The organism is Brasilonema sp. UFV-L1, assembly GCF_012912105.1.
Classification (GTDB): Bacteria; Cyanobacteriota; Cyanobacteriia; order Cyanobacteriales; family Nostocaceae; genus Brasilonema.
The window spans coordinates 1-21,599 of sequence record NZ_QMEA01000051.1 but is presented as its reverse complement, the minus strand read 5'-3'; the positions used below and the strand labels follow the sequence as shown (position 1 = coordinate 21,599).

General features: G+C 42.3%; 21 protein-coding genes and 1 pseudogene. 12 read left to right on the top strand and 10 right to left on the bottom strand.

Features of this window, described 5'->3' with window-relative positions; translation table 11 throughout:
- Positions 1–174 precede the first annotated feature (174 nt).
- The 6 genes and pseudogenes from DP117_RS16185 (at position 175) to DP117_RS16160 (ending at position 4,108) form a co-directional block, all read left to right on the top strand.
- Positions 175–870, top strand: a complete 696-nt coding sequence (locus tag DP117_RS16185; RefSeq protein ID WP_248277683.1) for a DMT family transporter — start codon at positions 175–177, stop codon at positions 868–870.
- 130 nt (positions 871–1,000) lie between these two features.
- Positions 1,001–1,465 carry a GNAT family N-acetyltransferase gene (locus tag DP117_RS16180; RefSeq protein ID WP_169219319.1) on the top strand — a complete coding sequence of 155 codons (465 nt, stop codon included), beginning with the start codon at positions 1,001–1,003 and terminating at the stop codon, positions 1,463–1,465.
- Positions 1,466–1,552: 87 nt separating this feature from the next.
- Positions 1,553–1,897: pseudogene (locus DP117_RS16175) on the top strand (bifunctional ornithine acetyltransferase/N-acetylglutamate synthase); the annotation flags it as partial.
- Between the two features lie 161 nt (positions 1,898–2,058).
- Positions 2,059–2,841, top strand: a complete 783-nt coding sequence (locus tag DP117_RS16170; RefSeq protein ID WP_169219317.1) for a class I SAM-dependent methyltransferase — start codon at positions 2,059–2,061, stop codon at positions 2,839–2,841.
- A 31-nt stretch (positions 2,842–2,872) separates the two neighbouring features.
- Positions 2,873–3,100, top strand: a complete 228-nt coding sequence (locus DP117_RS16165; protein WP_053455107.1) for a ferredoxin family protein — start codon at positions 2,873–2,875, stop codon at positions 3,098–3,100.
- Between the two features lie 57 nt (positions 3,101–3,157).
- Positions 3,158–4,108, top strand: a complete 951-nt coding sequence (locus DP117_RS16160; protein WP_169219316.1) for a HEAT repeat domain-containing protein — start codon at positions 3,158–3,160, stop codon at positions 4,106–4,108.
- A gap of 45 nt (positions 4,109–4,153) precedes the next feature.
- Here DP117_RS16160 and DP117_RS16155 read toward each other — a convergent pair whose 3' ends face one another.
- Entirely contained in the window at positions 4,154–4,516 is a 363-nt protein-coding gene (locus tag DP117_RS16155) for a transcriptional regulator (RefSeq protein WP_211176147.1), read from the bottom strand.
- Entirely contained in the window at positions 4,489–4,908 is a 420-nt protein-coding gene (locus DP117_RS16150) for a 2-oxoglutarate and iron-dependent oxygenase domain-containing protein (protein WP_169219315.1), read from the bottom strand. The genes DP117_RS16155 and DP117_RS16150 overlap by 28 nt, the downstream gene beginning before the upstream one ends.
- 145 nt (positions 4,909–5,053) lie before the next feature.
- Here DP117_RS16150 and DP117_RS16145 point away from each other — a divergent pair, with 145 nt between their 5' ends.
- Complete coding sequence (locus DP117_RS16145) at positions 5,054–6,061, top strand: Mrp/NBP35 family ATP-binding protein (protein WP_169219314.1); 1,008 nt, start codon at positions 5,054–5,056, stop codon at positions 6,059–6,061.
- 157 nt (positions 6,062–6,218) lie between these two features.
- Here the strand turns inward: DP117_RS16145 and fosX are convergent, their stop codons facing one another.
- The gene (gene fosX / locus DP117_RS16135; protein WP_169219313.1) at positions 6,219–6,617 is read right to left on the bottom strand and encodes a FosX/FosE/FosI family fosfomycin resistance hydrolase; all 399 of its coding nucleotides are present in this window, start codon (positions 6,615–6,617) and stop codon (positions 6,219–6,221) included.
- Between the two features lie 405 nt (positions 6,618–7,022).
- On the opposite strand from fosX, the gene DP117_RS16130 reads away from it, so the two are divergent.
- Complete coding sequence (locus DP117_RS16130; RefSeq protein WP_169219312.1) at positions 7,023–9,203, top strand: FAD/NAD(P)-binding protein; 2,181 nt, start codon at positions 7,023–7,025, stop codon at positions 9,201–9,203.
- A 734-nt stretch (positions 9,204–9,937) separates the two neighbouring features.
- Here DP117_RS16130 and DP117_RS16125 read toward each other — a convergent pair.
- Positions 9,938–10,300 (bottom strand): hypothetical protein, encoded by a 363-nt coding sequence (locus DP117_RS16125; RefSeq protein ID WP_169219311.1) that lies wholly within the window; start codon positions 10,298–10,300, stop codon positions 9,938–9,940.
- Positions 10,301–10,437: 137 nt separating this feature from the next.
- Between DP117_RS16125 and DP117_RS16120 the strand changes: the two genes are divergently transcribed.
- The 3 genes from DP117_RS16120 (at position 10,438) to DP117_RS16110 (ending at position 12,774) form a co-directional block, all read left to right on the top strand.
- Complete coding sequence (locus tag DP117_RS16120; protein WP_169219310.1) at positions 10,438–11,061, top strand: TetR/AcrR family transcriptional regulator; 624 nt, start codon at positions 10,438–10,440, stop codon at positions 11,059–11,061.
- Positions 11,062–11,270: 209 nt separating this feature from the next.
- A complete protein-coding gene (locus tag DP117_RS16115) occupies positions 11,271–11,450 on the top strand; it encodes a hypothetical protein (protein WP_169219309.1) in 180 nt (59 codons plus the stop codon).
- 238 nt (positions 11,451–11,688) lie between these two features.
- Complete coding sequence (locus DP117_RS16110; RefSeq protein ID WP_169219308.1) at positions 11,689–12,774, top strand: RNA-guided endonuclease TnpB family protein; 1,086 nt, start codon at positions 11,689–11,691, stop codon at positions 12,772–12,774.
- A gap of 90 nt (positions 12,775–12,864) precedes the next feature.
- On the opposite strand, the gene DP117_RS16105 is transcribed toward DP117_RS16110, so the two are convergent.
- The 6 genes from DP117_RS16105 to DP117_RS16080 form a co-directional block, all read right to left on the bottom strand.
- Positions 12,865–13,239, bottom strand: a complete 375-nt coding sequence (locus DP117_RS16105) for an SDR family NAD(P)-dependent oxidoreductase (RefSeq protein ID WP_169219307.1) — start codon at positions 13,237–13,239, stop codon at positions 12,865–12,867.
- Positions 13,240–13,276: 37 nt separating this feature from the next.
- Positions 13,277–14,221, bottom strand: a complete 945-nt coding sequence (locus DP117_RS16100; RefSeq protein WP_169219306.1) for a zinc-binding dehydrogenase — start codon at positions 14,219–14,221, stop codon at positions 13,277–13,279.
- A gap of 613 nt (positions 14,222–14,834) precedes the next feature.
- A complete protein-coding gene (locus DP117_RS16095; protein WP_169219305.1) occupies positions 14,835–15,509 on the bottom strand; it encodes an O-methyltransferase in 675 nt (224 codons plus the stop codon).
- A 204-nt stretch (positions 15,510–15,713) separates the two neighbouring features.
- Positions 15,714–16,580: a CmcJ/NvfI family oxidoreductase gene (locus tag DP117_RS16090; RefSeq protein WP_169219304.1), complete on the bottom strand. Its 867-nt coding sequence runs from the start codon at positions 16,578–16,580 to the stop codon at positions 15,714–15,716.
- Positions 16,581–16,684: 104 nt separating this feature from the next.
- The gene (locus tag DP117_RS16085; RefSeq protein ID WP_169219303.1) at positions 16,685–17,368 is read right to left on the bottom strand and encodes a glutathione S-transferase family protein; all 684 of its coding nucleotides are present in this window, start codon (positions 17,366–17,368) and stop codon (positions 16,685–16,687) included.
- Between the two features lie 49 nt (positions 17,369–17,417).
- Entirely contained in the window at positions 17,418–18,545 is a 1,128-nt protein-coding gene (locus DP117_RS16080) for an aryl-sulfate sulfotransferase (RefSeq protein ID WP_211176146.1), read from the bottom strand.
- A gap of 1,098 nt (positions 18,546–19,643) precedes the next feature.
- Between DP117_RS16080 and DP117_RS16075 the strand changes: the two genes are divergently transcribed.
- Positions 19,644–21,083, top strand: a complete 1,440-nt coding sequence (locus tag DP117_RS16075) for an NHLP bacteriocin system secretion protein (RefSeq protein ID WP_169219302.1) — start codon at positions 19,644–19,646, stop codon at positions 21,081–21,083.
- The last annotated feature ends 516 nt before the right edge of the window (positions 21,084–21,599 follow it).

Below are 21,599 nucleotides of genomic sequence, written 5' to 3'. Positions count from 1 at the left end.
GTTGTGGGGTGGTTCTTTCTTTTTCACCAAGATTGTTCTAAGGGATCTCCAGCCGTTTACAGTGGTGTTAGGTCGTGTTAGCTTTGCGGCGTACGCGTAGCGTCAAGCCTCCGGCTTATCGCCCTTATTTCCTTCGTCTACCTCAGCGGACAGCAAATACCAGCTTCACCTCGAATGTGGAGAGCGTTTTTAGCGATGGGTGCTCTCAACAATCTTATTCCGTTTAGTCTTATCGTGTGGGGGCAGACGCAGATCGATAGCAGCCTTGCCGCTATTCTCAATGCCACAACCCCATTGTTTACAGTGGTGCTTGCACATTTGCTCACCCATGATGAACGTTTGACAATTAATCGCTTGTTCGGAGTGATAATTGGCTTATGTGGTGTAGTTGTGTTGGTTGGACCAGAAGTCCTGCATGGAATAAAATTACGAAGTCTTGGACTGTTTGCGATTATTGGTGCTGCTTTTTCTTATAGCTGTGCTGGGATCTACGGGCGACGTTTCCAGGAGTTGTCACCCGTTGTTGTTTCAGCAGGAATACTTGCTAGTACAACAGTAATGATACTGCCGCTAGCACTTATCTTAGAACAACCTTGGACTTTAAAACCGAGTACTATCACTTGGGGGGCTTTATTAATATTAGGGCTGTGTAATACCGCGATCGCCTACTTAATTTATTTCCGTATACTTTCTGTCGCAGGTGCAACCAACCTCTCACTGGTTGCTTTCTTGATTCCCGTCAGTGCACTCCTACTGGGTGTATTTATCCTGGGTGAAAGATTAGATTGGACTGCTTTTGCAGGTATGGCATTTATCTTGATAGGACTTACAGCCATTGATGGTAGGCTTTTTCAGCAAAGTAGGAGGTAAAACAGTCTTGATTAAAGGGTGAATACGAAATGTTAAATATACAAAGTCAAATCTTTGAAGTTGATACTACAAATTTTTAAAACATAGATGATCAATCATTGTTTGAGAAAATTCAATCATCTTGAGTTGCATGACATTTACATTACCTGCTCATCCTCAAACTAAAGTGAGACTAGCTAAGAGCAAAGATGCAGAGCGGATTGCTATTCTTTGCGAGCAACTTGGGTATTCTGCCACGCAGCAACAGATACAAGAACGCCTCGCTCATATCGAACAAAATGAGGCTCATGTTGTCTATGTTGCAACTCTACCAAATGATTATGTTATTGGCTGGGGACATGCTCACGCTTGTGACTTGATAGTAAATCCAAAACAGGCGGTTCTCTTCGGGTTAGTTGTAGATGAGGATTATCGCCACAGTGGGATTGGGCGACTTTTTATGCAACATATTGAGCAATGGGCTTCTCTTGTTGGCTGTCAGGGAATCCTCATACGCTCTAATATTAAACGCAAAGAGGCTCATCGTTTTTATGAAAAAATTGGTTATACCAATATAAAACAGTCATTGACTTTTTGTAAAGAATTGATTTTCTAAAAGAATATGCAATTACCAACTTCTTTCATTCCTCAAGGATTTAGTACTTTCATTACCAATATAGGTATACGAGATACTACAGATACTAACTATGCACAAGCCAAAAGAGTTGCTAAAGCAATTGTTAATTCACCATTGGTGAAAACTGCCGTGCATGGAGCAGATCCCAACTGGGGAAGAGTAGTTATGGCAATAGGGAAATGTGAAAATGATAAAGAAATCAATCCAGAACTTGTTGTCATTAAATTTGGTGAGATTCACGTTTATCCTAGTGGTTCAAATGATGAAACTTTTGAAGATATACGGAAAATTATGTCAAAAGATAAAGTAAGTATTCACGTTAGTCTCAACATTGGTGAAGCTTCTGCAACTGTATGGGGTTGTGACCTTTCAGAAGGTTATGTAGATTTGAATTCTAAATATTCAACTTGATTACTAAAAACCAACACGTAAGGTGGGCAGTGCGAACGCAAAACTCCGATGTAGTCAGCAAAATACGGTAAGCACTGCCCACCCTACAATACTACTAAAAGTCTGCTTTTATTAAGAGATTGCTTCAAGAGTTAAGTCATCTAAATCTCAACATTATACCAATGCCTATTTACAATTCAATTGGTCAACAATACTCCAAAACCCGTGTCCCTGACGCTCGCATTGTTAATACATTAATTGACCAACTTAATTTACCCAAAGGTAGCACTATCGCTGATATTGGAGCGGGGACTGGTAGTTACAGTCTAGCGCTTGCTAACCAAGGATTTTCTGTTAATGCTATCGAACCTTCTCCAGTCATGCAAAAACAAGCAGTAGAGCATCCACAAGTGAAGTGGTTCACTGGCTATGCAGAAGATTTACCTTTAGCAGATAATTCGGTTGATGCAGTCATAAGTATCCTGACCATTCATCATTTTTCTAACTTAGAAAAATCCTTTCAAGAAATGCATAGAGTCGTCAGAAACGGAGCAATAGTTTTGCTGACATTTGATATCAGATTAGCACAGAAGATATGGCTTTATGATTACTTTCCATTTTTGTGGCAAGATGCCTCACGATTTTTACCACTTAACGAACTTGCTAACCTAATTCAAGCTAATACCAAAAGACATGTTGAAATTATACCTTTTTTGTTGCCCCATGATTTGTCTGATTTATTTGCAGCTGCAGCTTGGAAGCGTCCTAAGTTGTATCTTCAACAAGAAGTACGTGCTGGAATATCATCTTTCGCTTTGGCAGAACCGAATTTAGTCAAGCAAGGAGTGAAATTACTCGCAGCAGATTTAAGTAGTGGAGAATGGGGTGCAAAGTATGGTGAAATTGAAAAATTAACACAAATTGACGTAGGTTATCGTTTTATTCGTGCTACGCTTGATAACTAAAAGACGAGATATAAAAAGAGAGTTAGATACTATGGCTTTAATAAATCAAAGAGTTGATGTCCCTGTTATCGTCGATGAATCAAAATGTTTAGAAAAATGCACAGCTTGTATTGAAGTTTGTCCGCTTGATGTCCTCGCAAAAAACCCAGAGACAGGCAAAGCCTACATGAAATATGACGAGTGTTGGTTCTGTCTGCCTTGCGAAAAAGAATGTCCAACAAATGCTATTACTGTACAGATTCCATTCTTATTGCGCTAATTTGTTTGTAAAAAGTTATTACTCTGCGCTCTCTGCATCTGGTGCGGTTTTTAAAAAATGTATAATGACACTCATAATAACCCCAATTATTGGATCGAAATGCTGCGATCGCCAGAAGTTGATGACCGCTTAGTTGCTGTCAAATCTTTACAACATCTTGGCGAGGAAGAGGCAATAGAACCCCTAATTTATGCTCTACAAGATGAAAACTTGAATGTTCAAAAAATAGCCATCTCTGCTCTTTGGGAAATTGCGAATCCTGTTGCTGTACCAGCTTTATTAAAATGCCTTAGTTCACCCGATGCAGAAATTCGCACTGAAGCATTATCAGCTTTAAATGACTTAGTTTCACCTACACATTTATCATTATTGCTAAATCATCTCAGTCACAACAATATCTACTTACAATTGAATCTCCTAATTCTTCTTCGCAAAATTCATGATATTCAGTCATTACCATATATTATAGAATTTTTCAATTCAGAAAATGCGCATTTAAGAGAAGCCGCGATCACAACACTCCGCTATCTCAATCAAGTTGAAAAATGTCCCCAAGCTTTAGCGTTAATATCTGATTCTAATCCGACTGTACGCCGTGCTACTGCTTTAACTTTAGGGTATTTACAAGACACAGAAGTTATTTTAATACTTAGTCAAGCACTCACAAGTGACAGCGATTGGCAAGTCCGTCGCAATGCAGCAAAATCTCTTGCTATTCATGAAAATGACCAAGCAATTTCAGCATTAGAAATCGCTTTAGGTGATGAACATTGGCAAGTGCGGAAATCAGCAGCACAGACTTTACAAAAAATACCACATATAAAAGTTCTGCCAGTGTTAATTCAAGCATTAACAGATGAATCTGCAGATGTACGAAAAGAAGTTGCGATCGCTCTTGGTCATTTGGGTCATCCTGATGCTATAAATGCACTTCAGCAAGCGTTAGATGATCCTGATCGAGAAGTTAGTATTCAAGCTCAACGGGCGGTTCAGAAAATTCAGAAGTGATGTAGTGGCTTCGCTCTAAATAAGTTCTTAAAAATGCTTACAAATTCAAAAAAATAATCCAGGGTCAACCTTGAAAAAATTAGCTAGGGTTTGAGCTTGTGCTTCACTGATTACTTCTGTACCTTGAATCACTTCAGAAGTAATCCCACTCGAACTAAGAATTTCAACTAAGTCAGCTTCCTCAATACCACGTGCTTCCATTAAATGTAGAAGCATTGAATGAGAACTTGATTTCCCCATTGGGTATGTCTCATTTTCATATTTTTCGATTAAAGCAATTAAAAGCTCAAGTAAAGCTGATTCTTCCGCTGTTTTATCAAGACGATGTGCCAATTCTTCCGCCAAGGCAATTGCTTGTTCGTTTTCTTCATCAGTTTTAATTACCTTAGGTTGATATTTAGCCAGCAAATTGGCATAAATTTCTGGATTAATAGTTTGGAGTTTAGTGGTCCATGAACTTTCAGTTCAGCACTACTAAGGATGAAAATCCTTATTCCTTCTGCTGTCTGCCTTATTTTCAGAGTAGTCGTCATGAAATACGTACACCACCAAGCATGAAAATGTAGTACATTCGGAAACTGCTGTAATTTCATTCGATTTCTCGTTCTGAGTTCTTCTAACCGTTGCTGTAAATTTTCATCTACACCATGTCCAACTATATAGAAAAACCCGCACTCGCGACACGCTTCCCCAATTTGAGAGGCTACCATATAGCGCTCATCAGTTCCAGAAACCAAGGCACTAATATCAATGATCGCAAAGAGTGAAAACTCTTCATTCACAACTGGTGAGACTTTCATGTTATTATCCTCCTCGTTGTGCGTGGTGTTACGCTCATCTAAAAAGAATTATGCCGCATACATCAATTGAACAGTAAGCACCTGATAACTGATAACTGATAACTGGTAACTGGTAACTGGTAACTGGTAACTGATAGAAAAGAAGATGCAACCAAATCCCGATTCCCGTCAGCAAGAAGTCATCCAACTCCTCAAACAAGTCATCGAACCCACTCTCAAAAATGACATCGTAAGTTTGGGAATGGTGCGAAATCTACGTATAGTTGATGACTACATTTATCTACGCTTCTACATCGGTTCCCATCAACATCAATTACACAAAGAAATTCAATCTGTATTATCATCCCTATCTTGGTGCAAAAAAACTTACATTCAACTCTGCACAATTCCCGGTGTCAAAATCACTCTAGCTGTTTCCAGTGGCAAAGGTGGTGTCGGCAAATCCACTACAGCCGTGAATATAGCGGCAGCTTTAAAATTACAAGGTGCAAAAGTTGGGTTACTAGATGCTGATGTCTATGGTCCGAATATACCGCAAATGTTAGGTATAGGACAAGCTGATATTCAAGTTATTCATACTCCCGCAGGTGAGAAGTTTTTACCCCTAGAAATCCAGGGAATTAAACTCATGTCAGTGGGTTTACTCGCAGAACCAAATCGTCCTTTAGCATGGCGAGGACCAGTATTACACAAGATTATCACTCAATTTCTGCAAGATGTGGAATGGGGCGAATTGGATTATTTATTAATTGATTTACCACCAGGAACAGGAGATGCCCAAATTACAATTGTGCAAGAAAGCCCAATATGTGGGGTGATTTTGGTGACGACTCCTCAACTGGTTGCTATTTCCGATGTGCGCCGTAACATACATATGTTTCGTCAAGTGGGTGTTCCTGTCCTCGGAATTGTGGAAAATATGAGTTATTTAATCTGTAGTGATTGTGGCTCACGCACACCAATTTTTGGTAGTGGTGGTGGTGAAAAACTTGCAGCAGAATTGCAAGCACCTTTACTGGGACAGATTCCCATAGATCCCCGTATCTGTAGCGGTGGTGATACAGGACACCCTATTGCAGTAACCAATTCCACTTCTGGTGCTGGTGAGGTTTTTGTGCAAATCGCAACTGCATTAAATGCAACTTTTACTTGATACGGACGTGACGCTCGATCTGATCGTTTTCAAACCCAGAGCACCTACAACTTCTTGAAGTACCTGGCGATCGCTAACAGCCTGAAACCCAACTTTTCATAGGTACAACGTGCCGGGGCATGACCAGGATCGCCTCCGGTCTAATCACTAGGTAACGTTAAATCGTAGTTAATCGCATTAAATCTCTATTAATCGGATTAAAACTGTAGCTGTACCCGTCGTAGTCGTAAAAATATAAAGAGCGTCCTTCACCTTCCACACGGCTTCGAGCTTCTTTTATATTCACTCCCAGATTTCTAAGTTTTTCGGCATAGAGTTCGTAGTCTTGTTCGGCTATCTTAAAAGCCACGTGGTTATAGGTTTTTTCTGATAAAGGCTCACCTTCCATAATAGCAACCCATAAATCATTAATCAGAAAAAATTTTTCTTTTGAGATAGAGAAAGTTTCCTCACCGCTAGAATAAATTTCCTTGGCATCAAATATGTATATGAGGAATTTCGTCATTTTCTCCAAGTCTCTCACAATGAATGTAATATGGCTAATTCCTTGAATCATTTGTCCTCATCTTTAAGTATTTTTGCTCAATGAAATCCTAGGTCAAAAGATTGCTGGCTTTGTCAGGAAAAAATGACAATTCCATCGGTAAAATTTACGTTCTAAAACAGTCAATCAGGGTTGTTTTGCAAACAACTACAATTGTATCGATTTAGTCGGGAAAAGAGATACGAAGAAACTCAAAATATTTATCTAACCTGGGTTTTAGTTAGTGTTAATTCCAAATGTTAACCCGCTCAATTTAGAGAATTTAAAACTCAAGTGAAATTCCCGGTTTGTCATGTGTCTAAGTGCGGTTTAAAATTAATTTATACATTTCATTAATCAAAATAGATGCACATCAGAAATAACTTGAGATAAATTTGTAAGTAAATATGTAGCAACAAGTTTATTTCAGACTTGATTATGTATAACAGTATTCTAAATTTAACTGTTTATCCTTGTGAAATTGCAATTATTGGAGGCGGCTTTAGTGGTTCTCTTGTTGCAGCAAATCTTCTGCAAAATGCAACAATACCACTTACGATTAAGTTGATTGAACATCATTCTGCAATAGGTAGAGGAGTTGCATACAGTACGCCAGTGGATTGTCATTTGCTGAACGTGCCAGCTCTTAAAATGAGTGCGTTTGCTGATGAACCGGATCATTTCTTAAACTGGCTTCATAGCAATGGACATGAGTCTGTGAGTGCATCTACCTTTGTGGCGCGTAAGATTTATGGGGATTATATTCAGGCGGTTCTGAAGGAAGCAGAAGCAAATGCTCTGGCTTATGTGCGGTTGGAGAGGATTGTAGATGAGGCAGTCGCCATTGAAACGACAAGCCACAGCACAACAGTATACCTGCGTGGTGGTCAGCGTTTGTATGTGCAAAAAGCTGTACTCGCTCTAGGGAATTTCCCGGCATCTCTACCAGAACCAATTGCTGCTTTAGGGAAAAATCATCCCTGTGTGAGAGATGCTTGGTCTACGTTAGATGCAATTACCGATCTCAATCCAGAGGATTCCATTTTGTTGGTGGGAACTGGGTTGACAATGGTTGATGCAGTTATTGCTTTGCACCAAAAAGGTTTTCAAGGAAAGATTTATGCCGTCTCTCGTCACGGATTGAAGCCGCAACCTCACAAACCCACAATTCCTTATCCTGCCTTTCTGAACGTAGAGACTGCGCCAAAAACTGCGCGAGAACTACTGCGTCTAGTACGTCGAGAAGTAAAAGCAGCAGCTGTTCACCAGACAGATTGGCGGGCGGTTATCGATGCACTCCGTCCAGTCACTCAACAACTTTGGCAAGCACTCCCAGTGAAGGAACAGAAAAGGTTTTTGCGCCACGTCAAGGCATACTGGGAAGTTCATCGACACCGGATCGCTCAAGAAATTGCTGAGGTACTTCATTGTGCTACCGAGTCTGGTCAACTTACCCATTATGCAGGTCGGATTCAAACTTGTCAGGAGTTTGATTCGGGAGTTGATGTGACAATTCGCCAACGAGTAACACACAAAGATATTGTTTTACGGGTGAACCAGATTGTAAATTGCACAGGCTCAGATTGTAACTATCGCAGATTGCAGCATCCATTGCTTGCCAGTTTACAAGAACAACGGCTCATTCGTCCTAATGCTTTGTCCATTGGCATCGATACTGCTGCAAATGGTGCTCTCATTGATGCCGAAGGAAATGTTTCCCAAATGCTGTACACGCTGGGAACACCGCGCAAGGGAAACCTTTGGGAAACCACTGCTGTTCCTGAAATTCGCTCTCAAGCAGCGAATTTGGCACAGGAATTACTGAAATCTCTCAATTTTAGATTCTATGCTGCTATTGAAAGAGATTGGTTTATGAGAAATCCGTTGAGCACGTTGGACAAACCTGCCATGCTATTTCGTCAGCTATTTGATAAAGAGTCGAGTACCTACACATACCTAATTGCTGATCCAGACACATCAACAGCTATCCTAGTAGATCCTGTATTGGAACAAGTCGAACGTGACCTCCAAATCTTACGAGAACTAGGACTGACTTTACGCTACTGTCTAGAAACCCATATTCATGCTGACCACATTACTGGATCTGGTCAACTCAGGTCATTTACAGGTTGTCTAAGTATCATGCCTGAAAATGCTGAGATTACCAGTGCAGACCGCTACATTGTAGATGGTGAGGTATTGCTACTGGGGAATTTACAGATTCAAGCGATAGCCACACCTGGACATACCGACACTCACATGGCTTACCTGGTAAATGGGACTCACTTGTTAACCGGAGATGCATTATTCATCCGAGGCTGTGGTCGTACCGACTTCCAGAACGGTGACGCCGGATTACTGTATGATGTCGTCACGCAAAAACTATTCACACTACCGGATGACACGTTAGTGTATCCTGGTCACGACTACCAAGGACGTACAGTGTCTACTATTGGCGAAGAAAAGCGCTGGAATCCCCGGTTTGCTGGACGCAGCCGCAGTCAGTTTATTGAGTTGATGAATAACCTGAAACTACCATTACCCAAAAAGATGTTGGAGGCTTTACCTGCAAATCAGCGCTGTGGGAAAGTTCTGTACACATTAGACTATCAAATTTGAATCGCTCTCGCGCTTGTCTAGTGGTTTATCGCATTAATTCTAGTGGGTTGTAGAGACGTTGCATCCGAGCGTTCGTACATGGTTTTGAAGTATATAAATCAATCAAAACTAATGTGATAGACCACTAGGAAATTAGTTACTAGGAATTGACTACTTGAGAGGTCTATGTATCTCGCCGCCTTTGGGGTGTACCGTTATGGGGGGAGACTCATAGCCCCTCAGACTCCCCATTAGTTAAAGTTTTGCAACTGTGATCTTGCTTTTCACTGGTATGTATGCAATTATTATTCATAATCTACTATCAACAGACCAATTTACCGTATAATTTAAGTTTGATTGCTAGCAATTTATTAGAGTGCCAGGTGGACAAAGTTTGTACACAGTACAATCTGTGCTGACCACTAATAAGGAGTGCATCATCTTCAACAAGATCTAGTGCAGTAGCAGTTTCTAACCCCTGTACGGAATAAGTCCCCCCTGCTGTCACTATTGATCAAGGTAATAAATTCTCAAAGCCTGGGAACTATCAAGCAAAAGCCAAACTGGAACCAAGCAATTGATAACAAAATTGTTTAGTCGTTACCTCAGGAACGCATACCATGAAAAAACCTTTTGTCATATGCAATACGTACCATTTCACGACTAGAAACTTGGTCACCTGCGATAAAGCCTGGTCACACACGTACAATCACAAGCTCAAGTGATTCCCTAGATATACTTCTAGTAATTTTGAGTTAGTAATTTTGAGTCGTTCTGAAACTATCTAGCTGAGTTTTTACAGCGTTGAGGTATGCTTTGTCAGAAAGAAGTTGTGATGGCAGTTTTTTTGACTGAACGGCGCTGCGAACAATATCTTCAGCACTAATTTGTTTTGCCTGGTAAGCCGATATAAGGTCTTGGTAACTAGGAATACCTTGGTCTTGCAACTGACCTTGATAAGCCAAATTCACGAGATTGAAAGGTGTAATCCCAACATAAGAGGGAGTCTTTCCTGAAACAGCAGGATTATATGCCGATGACTCAGCTCGAACTACAGATGCACCAACAGTAGATATAAGCAATAAGGATAAGCTACCAACAATTAAACGTTTCATCATTCAACTCCTGCATTTTTGCTGTAAGTATTTCAGCAAATTTGTTATTTTTAATTATAACGAACCGTATCGTCTTGTCAATCTATAACAAGACGGATCGTAACGTCTATACAAAATTGCACAGCTGGAGTCTTTTGTCTATGTCACAACTACTTGAGAACAAAACTACTCAAAAACCATCTCCTACTGAAGCACCTGTGATTCGCAGGCGAAATCAGCGTTCTCATCAAGCAATTCTCAAAGCAACTGCTGAGTTACTCGAGGAGAAAGGCTATCGCGATATTTGTATTGAGGCGATCGCATCTCGTGCAGGAGTAGGCAAACAAACTATTTATCGTTGGTGGCCTTCTAAGGCAGCAGTCGTTATGGAAGCATACTCCGAAAAAGCTACGCAGAATATTCCTACACCCGATACAGGTTCGGTTAAACAAGACCTGTATCAGATTCTACAGCAACTATTTGCAATCCTGACAACAACAACTACAGGTACTGCTGTTACAGGACTGATTGCTGAGGCACAAATGGATGCTTCTTTAGCTGAGGCGTTTCGCGAGCAGTTTATTAAATGTCGTAGAGCAGCGACGCGCACAATTTTGGAGCGGGGTATTGCACGAGGTGAACTACGCCCAGATTTGAATTTGGAATTGGTGATTGATACGATTTATGGTCCTATCTGGTATCGGTTACTGCTCAAGCATGCGACGTTAGATGATGCGTTTGCCGAAGAATTAGTAAATTTTTTAATAGTAGGGATACAAGCTTAGTTTTTTGTGTTCTAGCCATAAATAAAAAAGTAAATCGTCATGCTAAAAGCAACAACCATAACAACTCTCCGAATTAAGTGAGGTTCAACTCTACGGGCATAGTGAGCACACAAGTAACCACCAAAAGAACCACCCACAGCCATCAAAACAGCTTGAGGCCAAGCAATGACACCTGCAAAAATAAAGGGTAAGAAACTGTAACTTAATTTATGGACAAAGCTACCGCTTCATTAAAACCGGAAAAATCTGCCAGCCTCATTACTAATTGGTTGGTGAGCGCGCCAACGATCTGGGCGGAAAAATCGCCCAAACGTAGATTTTTTCAAAAAAATGAGTATTTATACATGGGCGATTTTTCCGGAGGCTGGCAGATTTTTCAATCGTTGTGACCCAACCCACTACTACTCATTTTTGGGTAGCTTTTCTCGTGCCATACGTTCAATGACATCACTTAAGCTGCCTGCTTGCATTTCATTCTGTTTTTGCTCTAACCATTGGATTGCTGTTTCTGTCAAAGTCATTGTAAATCTTCGTTTTGCTTCCGAGTAAATCTTTTTCCTTGCCATATTGTCAACTGATAAATACTCATATAATATATGAGTAGAATAACATTGAAAGGTCGAATCAATGCTATTAGGTTTCAAAACAGAATTGAAACTGAATAAGGCGCAGCGTATAGCATTAATGAAGCATTGCGGTGTAGCACGCCATGCTTGGAATTGGGGACTGGCTTTAACCAAGCAAATCTTAGACCATAACAAAAATAACCCCGATTCAAAGATTAAGTTTCCGAGTGCTATTGACCTGCATAAATGGTTAGTAGCGTTAGTAAAGTCTGAAAACGAGTGGTATTATGAATGTTCAAAGTCTACTCCACAGCAAGCATTAATGGCTTTGCGTGAGTCTTGGAAACGTTGTTTTAACAAAACTGCGGGTACACCATTGTTCAAGAAAAAAGGTAAACGTGACTCTTTCACACTTGAAGGTACTGTCAAAATATTAGGCAATAACAAGATTCAAGTACCATGTATTGGTGTTCTCAAAACTTATGAACGACTACCACAAGTATTAATTAAGTCTTGTACAATATCTCGCCAAGCCGATAGATGGTTTATTAGCTTTCGATTTGAGGTGGATACTCAAGAATCTTCCTTTGACTCTGTTGTAGGCGTTGATTTAGGTGTAAAAAACCTTGCCACTCTTAGCACGGGCGTTGTAATCTTAGGTGCAAAGTCTTACAAAAACTACGAAGCAAAACTAAGCAGAATGCAATGGTTGAATCGGCATAAAATCATTGGTTCAGCTAATTGGAGAAAAGCACAGTTACAGATTGCTAGACTGCATAGAAAGATTGCCAATATCCGAAAAGACACATTGCATAAGTTAACAACACTACTAGCCAAGAATCACGGTGTAATAGTGATTGAAGACCTCAATGTGTCTGGAATGATGGCTAATCATAAACTTGCCAAAGCTATAGCTGATATGAGCTTTTTCGAGTTCCGCAGACAGTTAACCTATAAATGTGAGCTTTATGGTTCAAAATTGGTTGTGGTTGACAAATGGTTTCCTAGTTCTAAGACCTGTTCTAACTGTGGAACCAAAAAAGAAATACTCGCGTTGAGTGAGAGAGTGTTTGAATGTGGTCATTGTGGCTTTGTCATTGACCGCGATTTGAACGCAGCAGTCAATTTGAGTAAAGCTGTCAGTTAGACAGTGATAGCCTGTGGACTGGTTGATGCCGACATCTCCAGAATGAAGCAAGGAAGTAAACGAAACCCAAAGCAACTTGGCTGGTACAAGTTATCTAGGATAGAAAAGTCCAACTATGGGTAGCTTTGGGTAGGCTTTATGTAACGGAATAATAGCAATCCCATTGATGCAACTCCCTAAAAACGTTTTAATTAGGATATCAATTTGACCAAATTGTCCAAGCGCCGTTGAGACAACCTTATCAACATCTGCTGCCTGAGTAAGGTCAGCACTGATGGGTATCACTTTACCACCACTACTGTAGAATGATTGGATGGCACTGACTGCTTGCTCAAGTCGTTCTGGATTGCGAGCGGCAATCGCCACACTCACACCTTCTCTGTAGAGAGCTTTGGCAGTAGCTAACCCGATGCCAGCACTACCTCCTGTTACAATCGCTGTTTTACCCGATAGTTCTAGTTCCATAGCTACTGCCTTACTACTAGGTTTGATTATTTAGCGCTCAATTGTTGATGTGCAATACAGCTTTACCTGGAAAGCGTCTGTCGAGCAGTTTTTGTGCTACGTCAGCCACTTCTGTCCACGATGCTTCCAAATCTATGTGAGGACGCAATTGACCCGCTTCTACCAAACGCAAAAGTCGTTGCAAGCCCACAGATGCCGATTCCCGCTTCAATTCATGAAACAGAATGAGACCATATAAACTTGCACCACCAGTTCCGTAAAAACGCTGCGCATTAAATGTTACTTCAGACCCTCCTGACGTTCCAAACAGCACAATGACTCCATCTTGTGCCAGTAAGCCAAGGGCTGTTCCCAAGGTATTTCCCCCTACTGACTCTACAATTAAATGATAAGGTGCGTATTCGTTGGCTTGAAGGTCTTCGCCAATAACAACTGATTGCGCTCCTGCTTCTTTCACCAGAGATTCATAGCCTGCTTGACGAATGTGTGCGACAACTTGCGCTCCACTCAGCCGTGCTAACTGGATAGCGAAGTTACCAACGCCACCTGATGCACCTGTAACAAGTACTGAACGACCTAAAAGTGAACCACCTTTGAGTAAAGCGTGATAGGCAGTTAGACCAGCGACAGGTAGTGTAGCAGCTTGTGCAAAAGATACACTAGGAGGTAATACTGCTAAGGAGTGGGTAGGAACGGATACCAGTTCCGCCCAAGCACCAAAACGGCGCAAGCCTACCACTCGCGCTCCTTGAGGAGGTCCCGAACCATCAGCGGCGGGAGTTTCTACTATACCAGTTAAATCCCAACCAGGCTGCCAACCTGCATCAGCAGTAGTAGAACGTCGCACTTCTCCCCGGTTGAGGGAAATAGCACTTACCCTGACCAGTGCCTCGTCAGGAGCTGGAGTCGGTGCAGCGACTTCACGCAATGCTAAACGTCCTGGCACGTTAGGGTCAACAACTATAGCACGTATTTTGCTCATGGAATATATCTTCCTGTGAAAACAAGTTCTTTTAAGGTAGCAATAGTTTCGCAACAGGCAATGGATTAAACTGTTACTGTTTCCAGTAAGCGATCGCTATATAGCAGTCCTATCTGATTTATGAAAATTATTAACCGCCTTAGCATAGCGTGGACAAGAGGACATAGACGCCTTCGCGTAGCGTGCCCGCAGGGCATAGAACACCAAGAAAAGAGAGAACAGAGAATTTCACAAATGATTTAGGATTGCTATAGGTGTTTTAGAAAGCAGTTTTTTAGGCATTTTTGACCTAATTACCAGTCCAATGCAACAGCGGCGCGGCTATGCAGCAGCACAATTATTCAGGGTTTGCTTCAGTGGGGTATTAATAAAGGAGCTTGTTTTTCTTACATACAGGTAGTAAAAGCAAATCTTCCAGCACGCAATTTGTATGACAAACTCGGCTATAAACCAATGTATTGAAATCAATGAGTACTGGTATAGAGTTCATTTCTAGTTTGTACCAGCCAATTCAGAGTTTCTGCTATGACCAAACGTGTGCTTTGAATCATGAAGTGGCATTTTCAGCCAAGATATTGCTTCAAATGGGGGAATTGAGCTTAAGGACACAGCGCTACTGGTCAGCTGTGACGAGCGCAATCGCAAAGCCATCGTACCCTTTGCTGCCTACGGTTTGGAGCGCCGTAGCGCTGACGTGCGGCGAGGAGGCGAGCAGTTCGTTGAAGCGGCGCACCCCCTGGACACTGGGATCATCGCTGGCGGCGTTGATTACCGCTCCGTTGCGCACAACATTATCGGCTATGATCAGGCTGCCGCGACGGGAGAGCTTGAGCGCCCATGCGAAGTAATCCGGATTGCTCGGCTTGTCGGCGTCGATGAAGATCAGGTCAAATGGACCACGACCCTCAGCAGCCAGTTGAGGCAACGTATCCAGCGCCCGCCCGAGACGCAGCTCAACAACGTCGGTCAGCTTAGCGCGTTCGATGTTAGTGCGGGCGACTTCAGCGTGCTTTGGGTCAGCCTCCAGCGTAATCAGGCAGCCATCGGCGGGCAGCGCCCGCGTGAGCCAGATCGTGCTGTAGCCGCCCAGCGTGCCAATCTCCAGAATGGTGCGCGCCTCCTGAACCCTCGCCAATAACAGCAGCAGCTTGCCCTGGTTGGGCGAGACGTTGTGCGGAGGCAGACCGGCTGTAGCACTGGACTGAAGCACCGCATCTAGTACGGGATCGAGCGGTACAAGCAGATCGGTGATGTAGCGGTCTACCGCGCTCCATTGCTCCTGAGTCATAGATTACACCGTCGGATTGTGTTTTCCGGTAACGAGATGAGTATTTAATACCAATTTGAATAATGATTGCGACAGATGGAATGTCCAAAAGCTTGCTCAGTAGCTCTTTCACAATTCGATTATCCAAAATCTAAAATTCAAAATGGTATAAGAGCTACTCACTCTAATTGTAATTCTCGTGCTTCCGTTCTTCCAAATAAGCACTTATGCAGGATAAAAAACAAACGTCCGCAACTCAATACTCTCCCGTGGAGGAGCGTTTGGTGGGCTTGTCGGATCTTCAAACGCTGTGTGGGCTGCAAAACGTGCGCGTCCATCAAGAGCAGAGTCGAAGCACTTAATCAGTAGCGCCTCATTAGGTTGCATTTGCGGAAAGTAAAACCATTGATGGGTGGGGTTGTGAGTGATTGCGTAGGTTTCACCGATGCGATCGCGGTACACAAGGTCGCTAGCTACCAGATCTGTCGGTGCAATACTTTGGGCGTCACACACTGCTAAGGGAGATTCTTGAATTGGTTGGTTAATTGCCCGCCAGACGTTGATGATTGCAAACCGATGTTGCAAGAGTGCTTCGATATCATCTACGCCAGCCGCCGCTAACTCCAAACGGGCGCGAGTATAACCAGACTTGGCGGTGAAGTCGTTGTGTACGCGCTTGACTGGTTCCCTAATCCCATTCTCACCCTGCTTGAACCGTTGCCAACTACGGAGGGTGTAGTCAAATATCACTACCTTAGTTGCACCAGTCACCTCTTTTAATAATTGCTCAGCTTCCGGGTAGTAGACGTTACGTATTTCGTCTTCGTTGTAAAAGTCTCGGACACTGCTATCATGCGAGAGGAACGCGAATCCTTCTCGATCTAGGGAGATGTTCTTTGAGATGGAACGAGCATTATGGATTGGGAGCTTGTATGTCTGATAAGTCCCATTGTATCGGGGAATGCCTGGTGGTGGTTCGTAGGTGTAGTTGACAGGTTTTTCTGCCATTGGGGTCAGGTAATTGAGGTTAGCCTCTACGTATGGCAGATCCTTGGAAATCCGTCTTTCTAGAACTTGGCTATCTAAACTCATAGGTTATACCATTTTGAATTTTGGTGAATAGTTGGTCAATAGTCAAGAGTTAGTCATTATTCGGCGTTGCTAGCCCTCACTCCCCATCTCCACATCGGCGTGTCCTACTTTTGAGCCGCACCAACGGGTGTGGGTTCACCAAGAATCTTGGTAAATCTTTCTAAATAGTAGCTCTGCGAATTTGCTACCAATCGAATTGACTCGCGATCGCGCACCGTATTCCACCATGTCTGCAAGCGAGGTGTTTCTGATGGTAGCGTGAAATTGCGAAAGTATTCCAACAAAGGTAAGCGTTCAAACCAGGGATAGAAACTAATATCGACTAGGCTAAACTTATCTCCTAACCAGTAGGAACCACTACCAGACAGTCTCCCTAATCCTTCTTCCTCAATGTACAATAGGGCTTCGGTGAACTCTCGTCGCCCCTGTTCTTGTTCGGTGGTATCTTTACCGCGCAGGAGTCTGTTAAACGCAGGTACTAAGCGAGTGTTAGCGTAGTCTATCCAAATGCGGGCGATCGCCTTTGCTCCTGGATCGCTTGGCAATAGGGGTGGTTCTGGGAAAACTTCATCTAGATATTCATTTATGATGGCAGACTCGTAGATCTCGATGTCCCCATGTTTAATGGCAGGAACTTTACCATAGCGTGAAATCTGAGTAAACCCATCTGGTTTATTCTGTAAGTCAATTTCAATTGGGGTAAAATCAATTCCTTTTTCCAACAACACAACACGGGTGCGTTGGGAGAAGGTAGAGCCTTTGGCAAAGTAAAGTTGTATGGTACTCATGCAATGATTTCCTCGTAATAAATTGGTAATAAATTGTGAGCTAGCCCAACTAGAGCCAAGGTACTTGTTCCGGTGCATAACGGAAGGCTCTAAAAACAGAATTTTGCTCGCCACGTGCGACAAGTGCTGACTCTCCAGGAGCATTTTGATTTCCAAAATAAGGATTGATATACTCCCAAACAATTTCTCCTTCTCTTGTCACTTCAAATATCCGTCCATAAGCACCTTCTGTAATCAGAGTATTACCATTTGGTAATCGCTGCGCTCCAGAAATATATGCACTGTAGAAATTGTGTGGAGGGTTATCAGTGTATTGCCAAACAATTTCTTTTGTCTGCCGACTGACTTCAATGACGCGGGAGAAATTCAAAGCTGCATTTTGACGATGCCCACCGTTATCAAAAATGAGTAAGTTACCATTTGGTAATTCATTAGGAAAATGTTGCTGTGCCAGCACATCATGTCCCAATTTCCAAATAATTTCTCCTGTTGTTCTATCGACAATCACCACTGTTGAAATATTGCGGAAACTCAGGACAAGATTACCATCAGCTAACTCTCCAACTGTGTTCCCATGTGACCACTCGTGGCGTTCGTCTTGAGCAGTGATAATATCAGTTTCCAGGTCCAGATGTTCGTAAGCGTGCCACGTCCAAATAATCTCTCCTTGGGGAGTCACTTCATAAACAACATCTGCATAAATATCATGACCATCTACCTCTGTACCTGGTACTCCACCTTTAATTTGAGGAACTAAAGAGCGGGGTACTTTTTCAATAGCAAGTACAATTGTGTTGCCATTGCTTAAACGGCGAGCATCATGATGATGGTCTGGATGCTTATATTCCCAAACAATCTTTCCTCGAAAATCTACTTCTAAGATGACACCACCTTTAAATAAAGACCACTTAGGGAAACGCGGCGGATTTTCGGGAGTTTTTCCATTATAAAATAAATTGCCATTTGGTAGGAGATAGCCGTATAAACCGGGAGGATAAAGCAATTTCCATTCATGTACTATCTTGCCTTCCAGGTTGATTAAATAAACTTCTCCATTACCAGTTAATGGTGTAAACAGCGTGTATCCATTAAAAACTTTTTCCGGGTTATAAGCTTTTAAACCAGTACCCCGACGGCGAATCGTATTTTGTTCAACAAAAGTTGTCGCTATAGTCATATTTAATCGTTCCTAGTATGGGACAAAAACTCAAACTGACTATACAAAATTACAAAGCATCCGGTTGAATTTGATAATAAATAGACTACTCAAAGGTGAGTATGATACTTTGTCGCGCTTTCTTGATTTAGCCCGCGAGGCTAGCGCAATCACGTGGAGCGCACTGTTTTTTTTGGGCGATCGCTTCGCTGTTGCGCGGAGCGCAGATCGCATACTGTTTCGCATACTGTTTGGGGTTGCACTCGGGTGTGGGGAGTGCGCGACTCAAATGACAGCCCAATTTAGAAACGAACTGAGTTGACTCGTAGGGGTCAAATAATCTGACTGCTAGGTATTTAAAGACCAGCATAGCTATACTACACTTAATCGGTCAATTTTTCGTAATTTATCTTGAAATCATTATATAGTCTTTTGCCCAAAAAAATATGTAAAACGAATTATTAGATTATCTAAACAATGAGCGCGATCGCGTAAGCGCAAGCGCACGAATCGGTCTAACGCGTAACGGTTCCCAGAGGCGAGCTAGCGCTGCGCCGTTCGCCCTACAGCCCTTCTCCTAAAGGAGACGCTATGGGAACGGGCATCCTACGGCGAGCGTCTCGCCTTGGGAGAAGCGCAGATCGTATTAACCGCCACCAACCTGCGGTATGTTGGGGGACGTTTTGGCGAATCATGTTCGCGAACAACTTTTTTTATCCAAAGTCCAAAAAATAAAAATGCTTGAAAAGGTCTGACACAAAGACATTCATATTGTTTTCAGAGGATGTTTATAAAGTCTAATTTATTACTAGCCTTGGCGACTAGAAGTCGCGCCTACACAGACAAAACCCGCCTGCGCGGGTTAAAAACCTTGATTTTTCGTTAGTCCACGGAGGTGGACTTTGCTTGTGTAGTAGCGAATTATATTCGCCCAATACTTTTAAAACATCCTCTCAGCATCAGAAATTTTAATAACTGCATCAATCAACTTAGGTGTTCCCTATAAGTAAAGAAACTGGAGCCAGAACATTTGAGAGTCAGATCATAAATTGAATTTTGGCTTTCTTACTTCAGCAAAGGAAAAAACGCCATATCGTAAAATCATCAAAAGGTATCATAATGGTTACACAAAATAACAACCTTTTCCGAAAAAAAGCTTTAGAAAAATCATCTTCTCCCGAACGGCTCGATCAGGTCATGAAAGTGATCTACCCGATGAATTGGCTGCCTTTAACTGCTCTCGGTTCATTAATAGTAATAGGAATTATCTGGAGTATTGTCGGTCGTATACCGATAACGGTTGCTGGGCAAGGTGTGTTAGTTTATCCTAGCAAGGTTGCGTCTGTGCAATCGCCTGCTTCCGGACGACTTGCGGCTATAAAGGTTAGTGTTGGTGACTCTGTGAAAAAAGGAATTGTGCTAGCAACTATCGACCAAACCGAATTGCAAAGCCAATTACAGCAGCAGCGTGCCAAGCTAGCAGAGCTAGAATCTCAGAATCAGAATGCTAACTCACTTCAAGGACAACGTAATCAACAGGAAATTAGAGCGATCGCCCAGCAACGTCATACTCTTCAGCAAAAGCTACAACAAGCGACTAGCTTAACTCCAATTATTAGAAATAGAAGTTTCAGTTCCCTGCAACAGCAAGCGCAAAGCTTAAAGAAAAGTCGCTTGAGCGCAGCAAAGATAGTTCCCGCTCAACAAGAAATATATCAGAGACTCCAAGCACTACACGCGAAGGGAGGAGTTTCTCGGAAAATAGTTTTGGATCAATACCAGGTATACCAAGAGGCTGTGAAAAAAGTCTCTGATATCGATACTCAACTCAAAGAACTTGAGATTAAGCAGGTTGAAATAGAGAAATCCTATCGTGAAAATATTAGTCAAATCAACAATTTTAAATCTCAGTTGCAAGAACTGGATGCAAAGGAAAAAAGTCTTGTTGAACAAGATTTTCAATCTGCAATTACCCGAAAAAATCAAATCCAAGAAGTAAAGCGAAATATTGTTCAATTAGAAGTGCAATTAAATCAAAACGGGCAAATCATCAGCCAGCATAACGGACGGGTTTCAGAAGTTAGTGTATCTTTTGGGCAAATTGTCTCCCCAGGAACCTCCATTGCTACTATACAAGCCGAGGAGCCAGGAGCCAAACTAATTGGTCTAACTTTCTTTTCTGTTGGGGAGGGTAAAAAGATTTGCAAGGGGATGAAGGTACAAATTACACCTTCGACTGTGGAGCGCGAACAATTTGGTGGTATTGTGGCTACTGTAACTCATGTTTCAGCTTTTCCCGTGACTAAAGAGGGTGCAATAAGTGCGATCGGTAATGCTGAGATTGTGCAAAGTCTGATAGCTAAAGAACCTCAAATCCAAGTTTGGGCCGAATTGCAGCCGGACATATCAACCTTCAGCACTTACAAGTGGTCTTCTTCCAAGGGTCCGCAGATGAAAGTTTCTTCCGGAACCACTGCTTCTGTACGAGTCACCACAGAAGAAAGAGCGCCAATTAACTTTGTTTTTCCTTTTCTCAGGTCTTTAACTGGTGTTAATTAACGAATGATGCACGCTCATACATGGCATCCAGCTAAACTAGAACTGGTTGACACTCCCACGGCTACACTTCGTTAAAGTCGTGGGATTCTAGAAAGTACCGAGACTTTGATAAACGGTATAAACCAACACAAAAACCAGCCAGCAAGTTTTACTGGGGAAGTAAACTGCTAGCTGGTCACAAAATTAGCCGTCAGTCAAGGTAAGCACACTCTTCCCACCAGGTCAGTTGACACTTAAAGGAGTAGTGCCAGGTTAAGAAACGCACGCCCAGTCGGGAATTTGTAAACAAGTTTGTTACAGAACGAGCGTTGTGTTTTTGGCGCTATTTAGGGCCCCTCCTCTTACTCCGAAGTCCCCCTACTACTGCCCTTAAATCCGCATCCCTTAGTTCGCCTAGAGTTGTCTCTGCAATTGCGAGTTCCTCGACGGGGCAAGGTAGATCACCGTATGCAGCAATCGCGGATGTAGCAGAATGTTGAGTGTGTGAAGTCATTTTCTTCATCATAGTGTTTTGGT

Coding starts and splice junctions, on each gene's coding strand:
- DP117_RS16125 (WP_169219311.1), bottom strand. CDS start 10,300: ATGATGAAACGTTTAATTGTTGGTAGCTTATCCTTATTGCTTATATCT.
- DP117_RS16115 (WP_169219309.1), top strand. CDS start 11,271: ATGGACAAAGCTACCGCTTCATTAAAACCGGAAAAATCTGCCAGCCTC.
- DP117_RS16090 (WP_169219304.1), bottom strand. CDS start 16,580: ATGAGTTTAGATAGCCAAGTTCTAGAAAGACGGATTTCCAAGGATCTG.
- DP117_RS16085 (WP_169219303.1), bottom strand. CDS start 17,368: ATGAGTACCATACAACTTTACTTTGCCAAAGGCTCTACCTTCTCCCAA.
- DP117_RS16145 (WP_169219314.1), top strand. CDS start 5,054: ATGCAACCAAATCCCGATTCCCGTCAGCAAGAAGTCATCCAACTCCTC.
- DP117_RS16150 (WP_169219315.1), bottom strand. CDS start 4,908: ATGAAAGTCTCACCAGTTGTGAATGAAGAGTTTTCACTCTTTGCGATC.
- DP117_RS16110 (WP_169219308.1), top strand. CDS start 11,689: ATGCTATTAGGTTTCAAAACAGAATTGAAACTGAATAAGGCGCAGCGT.
- DP117_RS16105 (WP_169219307.1), bottom strand. CDS start 13,239: ATGGAACTAGAACTATCGGGTAAAACAGCGATTGTAACAGGAGGTAGT.
- DP117_RS16185 (WP_248277683.1), top strand. CDS start 175: ATGTGGAGAGCGTTTTTAGCGATGGGTGCTCTCAACAATCTTATTCCG.
- DP117_RS16130 (WP_169219312.1), top strand. CDS start 7,023: ATGTATAACAGTATTCTAAATTTAACTGTTTATCCTTGTGAAATTGCA.
- fosX (WP_169219313.1), bottom strand. CDS start 6,617: ATGATTCAAGGAATTAGCCATATTACATTCATTGTGAGAGACTTGGAG.
- DP117_RS16095 (WP_169219305.1), bottom strand. CDS start 15,509: ATGACTCAGGAGCAATGGAGCGCGGTAGACCGCTACATCACCGATCTG.
- DP117_RS16100 (WP_169219306.1), bottom strand. CDS start 14,221: ATGAGCAAAATACGTGCTATAGTTGTTGACCCTAACGTGCCAGGACGT.
- DP117_RS16160 (WP_169219316.1), top strand. CDS start 3,158: ATGTATAATGACACTCATAATAACCCCAATTATTGGATCGAAATGCTG.
- DP117_RS16075 (WP_169219302.1), top strand. CDS start 19,644: ATGGTTACACAAAATAACAACCTTTTCCGAAAAAAAGCTTTAGAAAAA.
- DP117_RS16080 (WP_211176146.1), bottom strand. CDS start 18,545: ATGACTATAGCGACAACTTTTGTTGAACAAAATACGATTCGCCGTCGG.
- DP117_RS16120 (WP_169219310.1), top strand. CDS start 10,438: ATGTCACAACTACTTGAGAACAAAACTACTCAAAAACCATCTCCTACT.
- DP117_RS16165 (WP_053455107.1), top strand. CDS start 2,873: ATGGCTTTAATAAATCAAAGAGTTGATGTCCCTGTTATCGTCGATGAA.
- DP117_RS16180 (WP_169219319.1), top strand. CDS start 1,001: ATGACATTTACATTACCTGCTCATCCTCAAACTAAAGTGAGACTAGCT.
- DP117_RS16170 (WP_169219317.1), top strand. CDS start 2,059: ATGCCTATTTACAATTCAATTGGTCAACAATACTCCAAAACCCGTGTC.